The 16,222-nt window shown below is 66.3% G+C and carries 15 protein-coding genes and 1 tRNA gene; 7 read left to right on the forward strand and 9 right to left on the reverse strand.

What is annotated here, in order from left to right; all coding sequences use genetic code 11:
• Nucleotides 1–54: 54 nt before the first annotated feature.
• Entirely contained in the window at nt 55–1,041 is a 987-nt protein-coding gene (locus tag B8115_RS17460) for a serine/threonine protein kinase (protein WP_010629128.1), read from the reverse strand.
• Nucleotides 1,042–1,110: 69 nt separating this feature from the next.
• A complete protein-coding gene (locus B8115_RS17465; RefSeq protein WP_141638653.1) occupies nt 1,111–1,932 on the reverse strand; it encodes a ComF family protein in 822 nt (273 codons plus the stop codon).
• Between the two features lie 188 nt (nt 1,933–2,120).
• Here B8115_RS17465 and bioB point away from each other — a divergent pair, with 188 nt between their 5' ends.
• The 7 genes from bioB to bioA all read left to right on the forward strand — a co-directional run bounded on the left by bioB (nt 2,121) and on the right by bioA (nt 8,232).
• Entirely contained in the window at nt 2,121–3,230 is a 1,110-nt protein-coding gene (gene bioB / locus B8115_RS17470; RefSeq protein ID WP_010629130.1) for a biotin synthase BioB, read from the forward strand.
• 4 nt (nt 3,231–3,234) lie between these two features.
• The gene (bioF, locus tag B8115_RS17475; RefSeq protein WP_010629131.1) at nt 3,235–4,389 is read left to right on the forward strand and encodes an 8-amino-7-oxononanoate synthase; all 1,155 of its coding nucleotides are present in this window, start codon (nt 3,235–3,237) and stop codon (nt 4,387–4,389) included.
• Entirely contained in the window at nt 4,386–5,117 is a 732-nt protein-coding gene (locus B8115_RS17480) for an alpha/beta fold hydrolase (protein WP_010629132.1), read from the forward strand. Before bioF ends, B8115_RS17480 begins: the two co-directional genes overlap by 4 nt.
• Nucleotides 5,114–5,944 (forward strand): methyltransferase domain-containing protein, encoded by an 831-nt coding sequence (locus tag B8115_RS17485; RefSeq protein WP_010629133.1) that lies wholly within the window; start codon nt 5,114–5,116, stop codon nt 5,942–5,944. Before B8115_RS17480 ends, B8115_RS17485 begins: the two co-directional genes overlap by 4 nt.
• Nucleotides 5,926–6,627 (forward strand): dethiobiotin synthase, encoded by a 702-nt coding sequence (bioD, locus tag B8115_RS17490; protein ID WP_010629134.1) that lies wholly within the window; start codon nt 5,926–5,928, stop codon nt 6,625–6,627. Before B8115_RS17485 ends, bioD begins: the two co-directional genes overlap by 19 nt.
• A gap of 44 nt (nt 6,628–6,671) precedes the next feature.
• Nucleotides 6,672–6,756 (forward strand) — tRNA-Leu (locus B8115_RS17495).
• Between the two features lie 207 nt (nt 6,757–6,963).
• The gene (bioA, locus tag B8115_RS17500; RefSeq protein ID WP_010629135.1) at nt 6,964–8,232 is read left to right on the forward strand and encodes an adenosylmethionine--8-amino-7-oxononanoate transaminase; all 1,269 of its coding nucleotides are present in this window, start codon (nt 6,964–6,966) and stop codon (nt 8,230–8,232) included.
• A 110-nt stretch (nt 8,233–8,342) separates the two neighbouring features.
• Here bioA and lpxC read toward each other — a convergent pair whose 3' ends face one another.
• From lpxC to murG, 7 genes are all read right to left on the reverse strand, one after another.
• Nucleotides 8,343–9,254, reverse strand: coding sequence for a UDP-3-O-acyl-N-acetylglucosamine deacetylase (gene lpxC, locus B8115_RS17505; protein ID WP_010629136.1), 912 nt, complete (start codon nt 9,252–9,254; stop codon nt 8,343–8,345).
• Between the two features lie 112 nt (nt 9,255–9,366).
• Nucleotides 9,367–10,536 (reverse strand): cell division protein FtsZ, encoded by a 1,170-nt coding sequence (gene ftsZ, locus B8115_RS17510; RefSeq protein WP_010629137.1) that lies wholly within the window; start codon nt 10,534–10,536, stop codon nt 9,367–9,369.
• 33 nt (nt 10,537–10,569) lie between these two features.
• Nucleotides 10,570–11,853 carry a cell division protein FtsA gene (gene ftsA, locus B8115_RS17515; RefSeq protein WP_010629138.1) on the reverse strand — a complete coding sequence of 428 codons (1,284 nt, stop codon included), beginning with the start codon at nt 11,851–11,853 and terminating at the stop codon, nt 10,570–10,572.
• 194 nt (nt 11,854–12,047) lie between these two features.
• Nucleotides 12,048–12,770 carry a cell division protein FtsQ/DivIB gene (locus B8115_RS17520; protein ID WP_010629139.1) on the reverse strand — a complete coding sequence of 241 codons (723 nt, stop codon included), beginning with the start codon at nt 12,768–12,770 and terminating at the stop codon, nt 12,048–12,050.
• The gene (locus B8115_RS17525; RefSeq protein ID WP_010629140.1) at nt 12,767–13,696 is read right to left on the reverse strand and encodes a D-alanine--D-alanine ligase; all 930 of its coding nucleotides are present in this window, start codon (nt 13,694–13,696) and stop codon (nt 12,767–12,769) included. Before B8115_RS17525 ends, B8115_RS17520 begins: the two co-directional genes overlap by 4 nt.
• Nucleotides 13,693–15,105: a UDP-N-acetylmuramate--L-alanine ligase gene (gene murC / locus B8115_RS17530; protein WP_051004664.1), complete on the reverse strand. Its 1,413-nt coding sequence runs from the start codon at nt 15,103–15,105 to the stop codon at nt 13,693–13,695. Before murC ends, B8115_RS17525 begins: the two co-directional genes overlap by 4 nt.
• A gap of 58 nt (nt 15,106–15,163) precedes the next feature.
• Entirely contained in the window at nt 15,164–16,219 is a 1,056-nt protein-coding gene (murG, locus tag B8115_RS17535; RefSeq protein ID WP_035591510.1) for an undecaprenyldiphospho-muramoylpentapeptide beta-N-acetylglucosaminyltransferase, read from the reverse strand.
• Between the last annotated feature and the right edge of the window lie 3 nt (nt 16,220–16,222).

The raw sequence follows: 16,222 nt of genomic DNA on the forward strand, positions 1-16,222 counted from the left end.
TCCCTTCGCAGCGCTAGCACCTAACTCTCAAACCAGTCTCTCTCGTGCCAATCGTCAGGCCAGCCAGCGCGGCGCCCGCTCCAACGCCAGCCGCTGCTGCTCCAACTGACGAATGTGCGCATCCCAATAGCCGGCGTCGGACACCCAGGGGAAGGCCGGGGGAAAGGCCGGATCGTCCCAGCGTGCGACCACCCAGGCACTGTGACGCATCAGGCGCAACGTTCGCAGCGGCTCGATCAGCTTCAATTCACTGCGGTCGAACTCGCGCTGCTGCTCGTAGCCCTCCAGCACCTCAGAGAGCTGCATCTGCCACTCCACCTCGTGCTCGGCGGTGAACAGCATCCAGAGATCCTGAATGGCCGGGGCCATCAGGCAGTCGTCGAAGTCCACCAGCGCGAAGTGGTCGTCGCGGCCCAGCATGTTGCCGATATGGCAGTCGCCCTGTACCCGTATCGTCATCTCCGGCTTCCAGGCGTAGGCCTGCAGCTCGGCGTATAACGCGTTGCTGATCCGCTCGTAAGCCTGGCGCTGGCGACGGTCGAGCCAAGGGGCGCCGAGCACCCGCTGCTGGGCTTCGCGCACCATGCCATCCAGATCGAGACTCACGCGATGGCGAAAGGTAGAGCGCTCGCCAATGGCGTGCACGGCGCCGATCAGCTCGCCCAGCGCAAACAGATGGGTGGGATTCTCCAGCTCCGGCGCCTGCCCCGACAGCTGCGGGAACAGCGCCAGCCGAAAGCCCTCGGCATGATGCAGGCTCTGCCCCGCCGCGTTGCGCCAGGGCGCCGCCACGGCCACTCCCTCTGCTACCAGCTCATCCAGGAAGTCGTGCTCTTCCTGGATCTGGGCGTCCTGCCAACGCTCGGGGCGATAGAACTTGGCCACCCAGCGCCGCCCCTCGTCGTCATGCAGCAGATACACCCGGTTCTCATAGCTGTTCAGCGCGAAGGGCTCGCCGGGCAGCCAGAAGCCGAGCGACTCGACGGCGGCCACGACGCGGGCGGGAGAAAGGCTGGCAAAAGGATGCGGCGTGCTCTGCATGATCGTCACCGGTTGAAAAGAACCCCCTATCTTATCAGCCGGAGCCGAGCCTGTGAGCCGGCCTGCCGCTTATAACGGAGTGCGCGCCAACGCCCAGGCCTCCACCTCGCGGGCGCCAGCGGCCAGGCAGGCCCGGGCCAGTGCATCCAGAGTAGCGCCGGTGGTCATGACGTCGTCAAGCAGCGCCACGCGCTCGGGGAGTGCTTCGGTAATCACGAACGCATCGCGCAGATTACCAAAGCGCTCGGTGCGGTCCAGGCCGCGCTGCGAGGGGGTGTGATGGCGCCGCTGCGCCCTGTAGAGCCGCAGACCATGGCGCGCCGCCAGGCGCCTGGCCAGCCAGTCGGCCTGGTCGAAGCCGCGCTCCCGGGCACGCTTGGGGTGCAGCGGCACCGGAATCAGCGCCTCGGGCCAGCCCAACTTCTGCTGCCCCTGCCCCAGCTCGAAGAGTTCAAGCAGCACGGTGCCGGCCCGCGGCGAGGCATGAAACTTGAAGCGCTGCATCAACTGGGCCACTTCATCTTGATAACGCAACGGCACATGCGAACGGACGAAGGCCGGCGGTCGGCTCAGGCAGTGGCCGCAACGTTTTTCAGCCAGCGACCCCGAGGGCTGCGGTTCGGCGCAACTGGGACAGGCCGGCAGGTTCCACGGCAGAGCCTCGAAGCAGGCCTGGCACCAGGGGCGGTCCCGCTCCGCCGGCGCCAGGCAGAAGCCGCAGCGGCCCGGCAGTGCACGGCGCAGGCCGAGATCGAGGCCGTGCCAGCGCGAACGCAGCCAGCCGACCGTCGTCTTGCGACCGATCACTGCTTCTTCACTCGCCGCCTTATCTGAGCCTGCTGCTTCTGGCGACGCTTCCGGTGCGCATTGGGGCTCGATGTTTTCCTGCACGGCCTGGGTCCTTGTGCCATGGCTGACAAACGCCGAGCTTATCACTTTACGACGTAGAAACAGGCCAAGCGGTGCGCAACCAGACGGTAGTCAACCCTGTCACAATAGCGGGTTGACAGCCCCTCAGTTTCACGTACGCTTCATGGTCAACATCATGACTTTTCAAAGTTGACCAAGGCGAGTCCATCATGACCGATGCCCTGCACACCAGTCCCAGCGGCCTGTCCGATTCCCATGCCAATGCGCAGCCGCGCCACGACTGGTCGCTGGCCGAGATCGAGGCGCTCTTCGCCCTGCCCTTCAACGATCTGCTGTTCCGCGCCCAGCAGGTGCATCGCGCCCACTTCGACCCCAACGCCGTGCAGGTTTCCACCCTGCTCTCGATCAAGACCGGCGCCTGTCCGGAAGATTGCAAGTACTGCCCCCAGTCGGGCCACTACACCACCGGGCTGGACAAGGAGAAGTTGCTGGAGATCGAGAAGGTGGTGGCCCAGGCCAAGGCCGCCCAGGAGGCCGGTGCCAGCCGCTTCTGCATGGGCGCGGCCTGGCGCAGCCCGCGTGAAAAGGATCTCGCCGTGGTGCTGGAGATGGTCAGCCGGGTCAAGGCCCTGGGGCTCGAGACCTGCATGACCCTGGGCATGGTGGATGGCGATCAGGCCCGCCGCCTGGCCGAGGCCGGTCTCGACTACTACAACCACAATCTGGATACCTCGCCGGAGTTCTACGGCGAGATCATCACCACCCGCACCTACTCCGACCGCCTGGAAACCCTGTCCAACGTACGCGATGCGGGCATGAAGGTGTGCTCCGGTGGCATTCTCGGCATGGGCGAGGCGCCTCGCGACCGTGCCGCGCTGCTGCAGCAGTTGGCCCGGCTCGAGCCGCATCCCGAGTCGGTGCCGATCAACATGCTGGTCAAGGTGCCGGGCACACCGCTGGAGCAGGTGGAGGATCTCGATCCCATCGAGTTCATACGTGCCATTGCCGTGGCCCGCATCCTGATGCCGGCCAGCCACGTGCGCCTGTCGGCCGGTCGTGAGCAGATGGACGAGTCGACCCAGGCGCTGGCCTTCCTTGCCGGAGCCAACTCCATCTTCTACGGCGACAGGCTGCTGACCACCGGCAACCCCCAGGTAGAGCGCGACCGCGCCTTGTTCGCCAAGCTCGGCCTGCATCCCGAGCGGCGCGAAACCTGCCAGGACGACACTCGCCAGCAGGCCTCGCTGGAAGGCGCCCTGGCCCGCCAGATGACCCAGGCGGCCAGCGCCGCACTGGCCTACGACGCCACGCAGGTCTGAGGTCATGCCGTCGGGTTCCGCCGTCTGGACCGAGCGACTCGAAGCGGCCGCGGCCTGGCGCCGCACCCAGGGACTCTGGCGTGAGCGCAACACGCTCCAGCCAGAGCTGCTCGATTTTGCCGGCAACGATTACCTCGGCCTAAAGGACGATCCGCGCCTCGCCGAGGCCCAGGCGACGGCAGTGCGCAGGTTCGGCGCCGGCGCCGGTGCCTCGCACCTGGTCAGCGGCCATCTGGAGGTCCATGAAGCGCTCGAACGGCGCCTGGCGGCACTCGTCGGGCGGCCCCGGGCACTGCTGTTCTCCACCGGCTACATGGCCAACCTGGGCACCCTACAGGCCCTTTGCGACAGCGACACCCTGCTGTTCCAGGATCGTCTCAACCACGCCTCCCTGCTGGACGGCGCCGCCCTCACCGGGGCGCGCTCGCGGCGCTTTCATCATCGCGACCTCGATGATCTCGAACGCCTGCTCAGCCGTGCGCCGGCCGAGGCCGCCAAGCTGGTAGCCAGCGACGGCGTGTTCAGCATGGACGGCGACGTGGCAGACATCGGCGGCCTGGCCACGGTCAGCGCCCGCCACGGCGCCTGGCTGATGATCGACGATGCCCATGGCATCGGTATTCTCGGCGCTCACGGCGACGGCTGTGTGGGACACGCCCACGGGATCGAGCACGTTCCGGTCCTGGTCGGCACGCTGGGCAAGGCGCTGGGCACCGGCGGTGCCTTCGTTGCCGGCAGCGAAGCGCTGATCGAGCACCTCATCCAGTTCGCCCGCGCCTACGTCTACACCACCGCCCAGCCGCCCGGCGTGGCCGCCGCTAGCCTGGCGGCACTCGACGTCCTGGCCGCCGAGCCGGAGCGACGTCAGCAACTGCGCGACAACATCCACTACTTCCGCCACGAAGCGGCGCTGCTTGGCTTGCCCCTGGGCGACTCCTTCACTCCCATTCAACCCCTGGTTCTGGGCGAGGGTCGGCAGGTCATGCACTGGGCGGCGCGCCTGCGCGAGGCAGGCCTGCTGGTCGGCGCCATTCGGCCGCCCACCGTACCCAACGGAGAAGCCCGGCTGCGTATCACCCTGCGCGCCAGCCACCCGCGGGAAAGCCTGGACCGGCTGCTCGAAGCGTTGGCCCGCCTGTACGAGGAGGACGCGGCATGACGGCCATGGTGCTGCTCTCGGGCTGGGGCATCGATGCGCGCATCTGGCAGCCCCTCGCCCCCTACTGGCCGGCCGGCATGGAGGTGCACGCTCCCGACTGGCCCGGTTACGGCGAACGTCGCGCAGAGAGCCATCCTGCTTCACTGCCCGAACTTGCGTCGCTGATGCGCGATGCGCTGCCAGCCGATGCCATCTGGGTAGGCTGGTCGCTCGGCGGCCTGCTCGCCGGCGCGCTGCTGGCCCATCTGCCGCCGCCTCGGGCGCTGGTATTGATCGGCACCGCGGCGCGCTTCTGTCAGGCGGGCGGCGTCTCGGCCACGGAACTCGACACCTTCCGCCGCGCCTTCGAGCGCCAGCCCCAGGCTACCTGGCAGCATTTTCTGCGTTGGCAGTTGCAGGGCGAGCCCACTCCGCGCACGGCGCATCGGCGGTTGCTGGACCTGATCGGGCCCCGACCCAGCGCCTCACTGCACACCCTCGAAGCCGGACTCGAGCAGTTGGCCGGCATCGATCTCACACTCCAGTTCGCCACGCCCCCCTGCCCGATTCGGCGAGTGGCGGGAGCACACGACGGCTTGCTGGGCGAGGAGGCGCGCCACTCGGCCGATCTGGTACTGGCCGATACCGGCCACTGCCCCATGCTGTCATGTCCGACGGCGCTCGCCGCCTATCTGACGCAACTGAGGAAAGAAGTGGCAGCCGACGACAAGCACGAGGCGGCAATATGAGCGGGAGTCTTGGTCACGCCGATGTCCGGCCACTGCCGGACGATCCAAGCGACTGGCGCCGGCAGGTTGCCCAGGCCTTTTCCCGGGCCTCAGGCCGCTATACGCAGTTGGCACAGGCCCAGCAGCAGATGGGAGCGGCGCTGTGGGAGCATCTGCCGGCCCAGGCCGAGGTCGTGCTAGACCTGGGCTGCGGTCCTGGGCACTGGAGCCGGCGCCTGGCGGCGCATTTCGGCCCGCACTGCCAGGTGCTCGGGCTCGATCTTGCCCCGGGCATGCTGCAGGTGGCCCGCGAGACCGAGGGTGAAGGCATCGCCTGGCTCTGTGCCGATGCCGCCGAGCTGCCCCTGGCCGCCCGCCAGGTGGATCTGGTGTTCTCCAACCTGGCGATCCAGTGGTGTACCGATCTCGATGCGTTGATGGCCGAGCTGTTTCGCGTGCTGCGCCCCGGCGGACGGGCCGTGATCAATACCTTGGGGCCCGGTACGCTGCGCGAGGTGGCGCATGTCTGGTCCACTCCGGACACCCTGCTATCCTTCCGTTCGCGGCTGGAGCATCTGGCCAGCGCGCGACTGGCGGGTTTTACCCGGGTTCGCTGCAGCGAGACTGCCGAGCGCTTCTTCTACCCCGACCTGACGGCCGTCATGGCCTCGATCAGAGGAGTCGGCGCCCAGGCCACACGCTCTGCCGCGCGCCGCACCCGCCACGATCTACGCCGTGCCGAGCGGCGCTACGAGTCGCTGCGCGAGCCCGCGGGTCTGCCGCTGAGCTATCAGCGTCTTACCCTCGTTCTCGACAAGGAGCCGGCTTCATGTCCGTCTACTTCGTGACCGGCACCGATACCGATGCCGGCAAGACCCTCGTCGCCGCCGGCCTGCTGGCCCTGGCACGCGCCAGGGGGCTCACCACGCTGGGGCTCAAGCCCGTCGCCTCGGGCTGTGCCAACACTCCCGACGGCCTGCGCAACGACGATGCCCTGGCCCTACTGGCCCGCAGTGTGCCGGCGGTGAGCTACGACACGATCAACCCCTTCGCCTTCGAGCCCGCCATCGCCCCGCACCTGGCCGCCCAGCGCGCCGGCGTCCAGCTCGATCTGACCGGGCTGAGCGAACAGATTGCCGCCCGGCTGCAGACCCCACGCGATTTCACCCTGGTGGAGGGCGCCGGCGGCTGGCGGGTGCCGCTCAATGACAGCGAAGACCTGGCCGGGTTGGCGACGCGCCTCGATCTGCCGGTCGTCCTGGTAGTCGGCCTCAAGCTCGGCTGCCTCAACCATGCCTGCCTGACGGCGGAAGCGATACGTGCCGACGGCGCTCGTCTGGCCGGCTGGGTGGGCAACCTGCTGGATGCTGATTTCGCCCGCGACGAATCGCTCTATGCCGACAACCTGGCGACCCTGCAACGCACCCTCGACGCTCCCTGCCTGGGCGTGATACCGCGACTGAGCCGTGTGGCCCCGGCCAGGCGCCCCGAAGCCGCCATCGCGCACCTCGAGCTGCCTCATGGCAATTGACTTGCATCACGGGGTCCGTACAATGTGGACGCCTGCCCAACCGTGCGGATGTGGTGGAATTGGTAGACACGCCAGATTTAGGTTCTGGTGCCTTCGGGCGTGGGAGTTCAAGTCTCCCCATCCGCACCATCTCGGCTCGCCCTCTTCAAGCCGTGTGACACTTCTCGTTTTTACCCTTGCCGTTTTTGTCCTTGCCGCTTTTGCCGTTGCAAGGTACACCGCAACCTGCGTGGCTGCCGTTACGGCGCGCATGACGCTGCCGATTCGCTGCGCCCGCTCCATGCTCAGGCGTCAGCTCATTGCTCAACTTACCGCCCAACCTTCCCGGAGGCGCTGATGGCTTCCCCCGTCTGGCATCCCTATGCCCATCTGCTCACCCAGGCTACCGCACCCAAGGTCGTCGGCGGCGAGGGGCCGCGCTTCTTCCTCGAAGGCGGCGAGACGCTGCTCGACGCCACCTGCTCCTGGTGGTGCATGATCCATGGCTACTCGCATCCGCGCCTGGTGGCCGCCATCAAGGAGCAGGCAGATATCTTGTGCCACGTAATGCTGGGCGGGCTCACCCACGAACCCGCCGACAGGCTGGCCCGCGAGCTGGTGAGGATCACGCCGCCCGGACTCGAGCACGTGTTCTTCTCCGACAGCGGCTCGGTGGGCATGGAAGTGGCGATGAAGATGGCCGTGCAGTATCACCACCTGCGTGGCAAACCCGAAAAGCACCGCATGCTGTCGTTGATGCAGGCCTACCACGGCGATACCAGCGGCTGCATGGCGGTGTGTGACCCCGAGGAGGGCATGCACAGCCTGTTTTCCGGCTACCTGCCCCGCCACCACTTCGCACCCGCGCCACAAGCCCCTTACGACGCCGGACCCGACGAGGTGGCGAGGGACCTGGCCGCCCTGCGCAGCGTACTCGAGCGGCATCACGGAGAGATCGCCGCGCTGCTGATGGAGCCGCTGCTGCAAGCCGCCGGTGGCCTCAACATGACCTCGCCGCTCTACCTGACCGGCGCACGGCAGCTGTGCGACGAGTTCGACGTGCTGCTGGTGTTCGACGAGGTGGCCACCGGCTTCGGCCGCACCGGCAAGCTGTTTGCCGCCGACCATGCCGGGGTGACGCCGGACATCATGGTGCTCTCCAAGGGCCTGACCGGCGGCTATCTGGGCCATGCGGCCACCCTGGCCACCGACCGGGTGCATGACGCCTTCATCGGCGAGTCGCCGCTGCACGCCTTCATGCACGGCCCCACCTTCATGGGCAACCCGCTGGCCTGCCGCGTCGCCCTGGAGAGCCTCGCCGTGTTCGAGGAAGAGCGCTACCTGGACAAGATCGCCGGCCTCAATCGCGTGCTTCGCGAGGAGCTGCTGGAGGATGAAGCACTGCGCCGGCATCCCGACGTCGACGACGTGCGCGTGCTCGGCGCCACCGCCGTCATCGAGGTGAAGGATGGCAGCCGACTGCAGGGCGTTGCGGCATTCGCCCGCCGCCAAGGGGTCTGGCTGCGCCCGTTCGGACGCTGGCTCTACACCATGCCCGCCTATGTCACGCCCGAGGTGGACATGCGTCAGATCACGGGCACGATGAAGGGCTGGTTTCTGAAGTGACGGCGTCTCCGGGCTGAAAGGCGTTCCTGAGCTGAGAGACGCTGCCCCGAAAACGACGGCGCCGCCCGAAGGCGGCGCCGTTGCCATGAGCGGTCGCGGCAGATTGAGAATCAGGCCATGGCCGGCTGCGCATAGGAGATGGGCGCCAGCTCGCGCTCCTTCTCGAAGGTGACGATCTCGTAGGCATCGGGCTGGGCCAGCAGGGCGCGACACAGCTGGTTGTTCAGCGCGTGGCCCGACTTCACGCCACGGAACTCGCCGATCAGGCTATAGCCCAGCAGGTAGAGGTCGCCGATGGCGTCGAGCACCTTGTGCTTGACGAACTCGTCCTCATAGCGCAGCCCACCCTCGTTCACGATGCGGTAGTCGTCGACCACGATGGCGTTGTCGAGGCTGCCGCCCAGGGCGAGATTGTTCGAGCGCAGATATTCGAGATCGCGCATGAAGCCGAAGGTCCTGGCCCGGGAGACTTCCTTGACGAAGGAGGTCGTGGAGAAGTCCACCACCGCGGTCTGCTTCTGGTCCTCGAAGACCGGGTGATCGAACTCGATGGCGAAGGAGACCTTGAAGCCCTGGTGCGGCAGGAAGCGCGCTTCCTTGCCGTTCTCCTGGACCACCACCTCCCGCTTGATGCGGATGAATTTCTTCGGCGCTTCCTGCTCGGCGATACCGGCCGACTGGATCAGGAACACGAAGGGACCGGCACTGCCGTCCATGATCGGCACTTCAGGAGCGCTGATATCGACATAGGCGTTGTCGATGCCCAGGCCGGCAAGCGCCGACATGAGATGCTCCACGGTAGCGACCTTGACCTCGTCGCGCGAGAGCGCAGTGCACAGGGTGGTGTCGGTAACCAGAGTGGCGCTGGCCGGCACCTGGACTTCGGGATCCAGGTCCGTACGCACGAACACGATACCCGTGTTTACCGGTGCAGGGCGCAAGGTCAGGTAGACCTTCTTGCCTGAATGGAGGCCGACGCCGGTGGCGCGGATAGTGTTCTGCAGGGTGCGTTGTCTGATCATGGGCAGTAGCCAGGCCGTTGTTAGGTTATCAAACACCGTTCACTATAACACCGAACGATTGTTTCAACAAAAAAACATCTCCTGGCCCTGCCTAAGCCTGCAATAGCTTTTCTCAATCGGCCTGTCGACGCAGGAAGGCCGGAATGTCCAGGTAATCGTCCAGCTCCTGAGGGGAGCGCCTCCGCTCCGGCTGCGGCTTGGCGGCCTCCTGGGGCTCGGCCTTGGCCACGGCGCTCTGCTGACGCATGGCCGGCTGCGCACGCTGACGATACTCGCTGCCTTCGTTGCGCTTGGCAGCCTGTGCCGCTGCCGCCTTGACCTGACGGCCTTCCAGCCCGGCAGCCACCACGGTGACCCGCAGCTCGTCGGTCATGTCCATGTCGATGGAAGTGCCCACGACGATGGTGGCGTCCTGAGAAGCGAACTCCTGCACCGTGGCACCGACATCGTTGAACTCACCGATCGACAGATCGGGGCCGGCGGTGATGTTGACCAGGATACCGCGTGCACCGTGGAGATCGATGTCCTCCAGAAGCGGGCTGCGGATGGCCTTCTCGGCCGCCTCACGGGCACGGTTCTCGCCGGTGGCGCCACCGGTACCCATCATCGCCATGCCCATTTCCGACATCACGGTACGCACGTCTGCGAAGTCGACGTTGATGATGCCGGGGCTGGTGATCAGCTCGGCAATGCCCTGAACGGCACCCAGCAGCACGTCGTTGGCAGCGCTGAAAGCGGTCAGCAGGCTGGCGTTCTTGCCCAGCACGGAGAGCAGCTTCTCGTTGGGAATGGTGATCAGCGAGTCGACGTGCTCCGACAGCTCCTTCATGCCCTCTTCGGCCACGCGCATGCGCTTCGGCCCCTCGAAGGGGAACGGGCGGGTGACCACGGCCACGGTGAGGATACCCAGTTCCTTGGCCACCTGAGCCACCACAGGCGCGCCGCCAGTACCGGTACCACCACCCATGCCGGCGGTGATGAAGACCATATCGGCGCCGCTGATGAGTTCGGCGATACGCTCGCGATCCTCCATCGCTGCTTGACGGCCGACGTCCGGATTGGCACCGGCACCCAGCCCCTTGGTGATCTCGTTGCCGAGCTGGAGCACGGTCTTGGCGGCCACCCGCTTGAGCGCCTGAGCGTCAGTATTGGCGCAGATGAACTCGACGCCTTCGATGTTGCTCTCGACCATGTGATTGACGGCGTTACCGCCGCCACCGCCAACGCCCACGACCTTGATGACCGCACTGCTCGAGGGTGCGCTATCTACCAGTTCGAACATAAGCCCCGTCTCCTGGACCGCGCCGCGGCCCTGTCAGAAATTTCCTTTCAACCAGCCCTTGAGTTTTGCCAGCGCCGGAATCCCTTCCCATCCTCCACGCTGAGAGACGTCATCACGCCTGGGTGGCGCAGCCACCACCCTGCCCTCGCGGCCATGCCCGTGCCTGGCCTCCTGAAGGGCGTAATGTAGCAAACCAACACCGGTGGAATAAATCGGATTGCGCACGACATCAGCGAGACCGCGCACATTGTGCGGGCAGGCGATGCGAACCGGCATGTGGAATATCTCCTCGGCCAGCTCGACGACCCCCTCCATGCGCGACGTGCCACCGGTGAGTACCACGCCAGCCGCCACCAGGTCTTCGTAGCCGCTGCGCCGCAGTTCATCGCGAATCAGCGTGAACAGCTCTTCGTAGCGAGGCTCCACGACTTCGGCCAGGGCCTGGCGCGACAGATCGCGGGAAGGACGATCGCCCACGCTCGGCACCTTGATCATTTCGTCGCTGGCAGCCAGTTGGGTGAGTGCGCAGGCGTACTTGACCTTGATCTCTTCGGCATATTGGGTCGGCGTACGCAGTGCCATGGCAATGTCGTTGGTCACCTGGTCGCCGGCAATGGGGATCACCGCCGTGTGGCGAATGGCGCCTTCGGTGAAAACGGCAATATCGGTGGTACCACCGCCGATATCGACCATGCAAACGCCGAGCTCACGCTCGTCCTCGGTCAGTACCGCCATGCTCGAAGCAAGCTGCTCGAGGATGATGGCATCGACTTCGAGGCCGCAGCGCCGCACGCATTTATCGATGTTCTGCACCGCATTGAGCGCCGCCGTGACGAGATGAACGCGCGCTTCGAGGCGTACACCGGACATGCCCAGCGGCTCACGAATGCCACCCTGGGTGTCGATGGAGAACTCCTGCGGCAGCACGTGCAGCACACGCTGTCCCTCGGAGATGGCCCGTGCTCGCGCTGAATCGATGACGCGCTCGATATCGGCGGGCATCACTTCGCGCTCTTTAATCGCCACCACACCATCGGAATTCATCGAGCTGATATGACTGCCCGCCACCCCCACATACACCGAATGGATGTCGCACCCGGCCATCAACTCGGCCTCTTCCACGGCGCGCTGGATCGACTGAACCGTCGACTCGATGTTGATCACCACACCTTTTTTCATGCCGCGCGAAGGGTGCGACCCGATGCCAGCGATCTCGATGCCGCCGTCATCGGTAGGCTGTCCGACGATGGCCACTACCTTGGATGTTCCGATATCCAGCCCGACTACCATGTTGGATGAATTGGAAGTGACTGCCATGTGCCGGAGTGTCTCCTGAAACTTGACTCGCTGGGTATCCCATTATTCTGATAAATGGTCATTGCGCCCATTATAGAAACAACTGGCGTTAAACCACCAGTCCATTGCAAAAAACATGCTTCACGATACGGGTTATTGACGACAAAGAAAACACCGCAACGCTGCAAGACGAGCCCGAAAGGTGAATAAAGGTCTCAGCCGGCCCCGTCGTCGTCGTCCTGCAGGTCGGTTTCGCCATGCCAGGCCACGGCAACTCCATTGGGATAACGCAAATCGATATAACGAATATGCGCTGCATGAGGTCCCAACTGCCGCTCCCATGCTGCAGCCAACCTGGCCAGACGTGCGTCTCGATCGCTACGTCCCAGCATGACCCAGACCCCGTCGTCGAGCTGCAGCCGCCAGGCGCCGCGCGGCTCCAGCCGCAGTTGCGAGATGGTGATTCCCATGCGGTCAAAGCGCGAACTCAAGCGATTGTGATAGGCCAGCACCTCGGCACCGCTGCCCACCGGACCGGCAAGATCGGGCAAGCCTTCAGGCGGCTCTATCGGCTCGAAGGCGAAGGGTTCGCCATCGGGATTGAGCAGATAATCATCGTTCCAGCGCGCCACCGGCACCTGCTCGACCAGCTCGAACGCCAGCGTATAAGGCCACTCACGCGACAGCCGAACTTCAGCCAGCCAATCAATATTGCGCGCCGCGCGGCGCAATGCCGGCAAGTCGGCCGAGAGCCAGGTCTGGCCCTGCAGCAGCGGCGCCAGCTGCGAGCGCAGATAATCGGCGCTGACGTGCTGCAATTCGCCGCGGATCGCCACCCGCTCGATGGGGCGATCGAGCCAGGTCCACAGGGCGCGACCGCCTGCTCCCAGCAGGATCAGCAGCAGCAATACCCCCAGCGTCGAGCCACGACTGCTCATGCCTGACGCGGCTCCAGCGTGGTACGCAGAATACGCAGCACCAGTTCATCGAAGCCCATTCCGGCATGGGCGGCCGCCTGGGGCACCAGACTGTGGTCGGTCATGCCCGGCGAGGTGTTGACCTCGATGAGCCAGAATCGCCCTTGGGCGTCGCGCATCACGTCGACGCGTCCCCAGCCCTCGCCGCCAACCGCCTCGAAGGCCTGACGGCACAGCACTCCCAGCACCGCCTCCTGCTCGGCATCGAGACCGCAGGGAAGGTGGTAGCGGGTGTCATTCGAGTTGTACTTGGCTTCGTAGTCGTAGAAGCCGCTCGGCACCTCGACGCGAATGGCCGGCAACACGCGGTCGCCCAGGAGCGATACCGTATATTCTTCACCGCTGATAAAGCGCTCGGCCATGACCCGGGCGTCGTAGCGAGCCGCTTCAAGGTAAGCCGCCTCGAGAGTCTCCCGGCTGTCGACGATGGTGATGCCGAGGGTCGAACCCTCGTGCACCGGCTTGACGATCAGCGGCAGCCCCAGGGTGGCGACGATCTCGTCCCAGTTGCTGTCGGCCGCCAACATCAACGACTCCGGCGTGGGCAGCCCCAGGGCCTGCCACACGAGCTTGGTGCGCTGCTTGTCCATGCCCAGCGCCGAAGCCAGCACGCCGCTGCCGGTGTAAGGGATGCCCAGCAGCTCGAGCGCGCCCTGCAGCGTTCCGTCCTCGCCGCCACGCCCATGCAGGGCGATGAACACGCGGTCGGGGGCCAGTGCTTCGAGGCCGACCAGGCCGCCATCGGCGGGGTCGTAGCCGATGACGTCGACACCGCTGCGCTCGAGCGCCGCCAACACCGCCGTTCCGCTCCTCAGCGATACCTCGCGTTCAGCGGAATTCCCGCCGAACAGCACTACTACCCGGCCGAGCCCTTGCGTCTGCATCATAGCGTCACCTCGTCGAGATTCAGTCGGCTCTCGGCCAACCCAAGGGCGATGCCGCCCACGTCACCCGCTCCCTGAGTGATCAGAATGTCGTCATCTCTCAGCACCCTGGCCAGCAGGTCCGGCAGCTCGGACTTATGCTGCACGAAGATCGGATCGAGCGGACCGCGCTGGCGAATGGAGCCTGCCAGCGTCTTGCCATCGGCGCCGGGAATGGGCGCCTCGCCGGCGCTGTAGACATCTAGCAGCAGCAGCACGTCGACCCCCGCCAGCACCCTGACGAAATCCTCATAGAGGTCGCGGGTACGGGTGTAACGATGAGGCTGATAGACCATCACCAGCCGACGCTGGGGCCAGCCGGCCCGCACCGCCTTGATCACCATCTCCACTTCACGGGGATGGTGGCCGTAGTCGTCCACCAGCATGACCTCGCCAGTGCCGGACGGGGGCGGAAAGTGACCGTGCACCTGGAAGCGCCTGCCCACGCCGGCAAAACCGGCCAGGCCGCGCAGGATGGCAGCATCGTCGACGCCGGCATCGGTGGCCACGGCGATAGCCGCCAGCGCGTTCAATGCATTGTGCCGCCCCGGCATGCCCAGGCGCACCTCGAGGGGCGCCAGCCCATCGGGGCGTAGCGCGGTGAAGCGGATCTCGCCGCCCTGCTGCACGAAATCGGTAATACGGTAGTCGGCGTCCTCGCTGAAGCCATAGGTGACGAACTGGCGATGAACGCGGTCGAGCAGGCTACGCACGTGCTCGTCGTCGATGCACAGGATGGCCAGCCCGTAGAACGGCAGGTTGTGCAGAAACTCGATGAAGGTGCCCTTGAGCCGCTCGAAGTCGCCGCCGTAGGTGCTCATGTGGTCGGCGTCGATATTGGTGACGATGGAGACCATCGGCTGCAGGTGCAGGAACGAGGCATCGGATTCGTCGGCCTCGGCCACCAGGTAATCGCCTTCGCCCAAGCGCGCGTTGGTACCGGCGCTGGTCAGCTTGCCACCGATGACGAAGGTCGGATCGAGGCCGCCTTCGGCGAGCAGCGTGGCGGTCAGGCTGGTGGTCGTGGTCTTGCCGTGGGTACCGGCCACGGCGATACCGTGGCGGAAGCGCATCAGCTCGGCGAGCATCTCGGCCCGGCGCACCACCGGCACGCGGTGCTCCTGGGCCCAGCGAATCTCGGGATTCGATGCGTCCACGGCGGTGGAGACGACGACCACGTCGGCGCCCGCCACGTTGCCCTCGGCATGGCCGATGGCCACGCGAATGCCGCGCTCACGCAGCCGGGCCACCACCGTCGAGGCCTTCAGGTCGCTGCCGCTGACCTGATAGCCCTGGTTGGCGAGCACTTCGGCGATGCCGCACATGCCGGCGCCGCCGATTCCCACGAAATGGATGTGCCGAATACGGCGCATGCCCAGGCCCCGCCCGTGGCGGGGCAGCGTTGCCTGACCGGGAACCGGCCTCAAAGTGCTATCGCTCAAGCGCTGTCTCCATGCAACCGGCCACCAGGCGCTCGACGGCATCGAGGTGCGCGCAGCGGCGCGCTTGCCGGGCCATGGTGGCGAGAGTGTCGGGGTCGAGCAGCGTCGTTAGGCTCTTGGCCAGCGCCGCCGTCGTCATCTCATGCTGCGGCATCAACTGCGCCGCACCCGCCGCCACCAGGGCGCGGGCATTGGCCGTCTGGTGATCGTCTACCGCGTGGGGCAGCGGTACGAACAGGGCCGGCTTGGCCGCGGCAGCCACTTCGGATACGGTCAGCGCCCCGGCCCGACAGACGACCAGATCGGCCCAGTCGTAGGCCGCCGCCATGTCGTCGATGAAAGCGCTCACCTCCGCCTCGACGCCCTGCGCCAGATAGACGTCACGGGTCGCCGTATCCTTGTCGCGGCCGGCCTGGTGCCGTACTTCGGGACGGCTCGCTTCAGGCAGTGTGGCAAGCGCCTCGGGCAGGCGTTGGTTGAGGGGCAGTGCCCCCAGCGAGCCGCCGACGATCAACAGTCGCAGGCGCCGGCCGCGCATGGTCTGCGCCTCGCGGGGCGACTCGCCCAGAGCGGCAATCTCCTCGCGTACCGGATTGCCGACCACCTCTCCCCGCGAGCCGAAGGCCTGGGGAAAGGCGGCATAGACGCGGCGGGCCAGCCGCGCCAGAGCGCGGTTGGTCAACCCGGCCACGGCGTTCTGTTCGTGGATCACCAGCGGTCGGCGCAGCAGCCAGGCCGCCAGCCCACCGGGCCCGCTGGCGAAACCGCCAAGGCCCACCACCAGCGCCGGCTCGAGCCGGCGAATGATGCGTACCGCCTGCCATACGCTGCGAACCAGATTGAAAGGCGCCTTGAGCCAGCCGCCCAGGCCGTTGCCGCGCAGGCCGGCCACCGCAATGCGATGCAGCGGCAGTTCGGCCGCCGGCACCAGCCGGTTCTCGATTCCTCGCGGGCTGCCCAGCCAGTGCACCTCCAGCCCCTGGGCCTGCAGCCCGCGAGCCAGCGATAGCGCCGGAATGACATGGCCACCGGTGCCGCCCGCCATGAT

The sequence above is a fragment of the Halomonas sp. KM-1 genome, from assembly GCF_000246875.1.
Lineage (GTDB): Bacteria > Pseudomonadota > Gammaproteobacteria > Pseudomonadales > Halomonadaceae > Halomonas > Halomonas aerodenitrificans.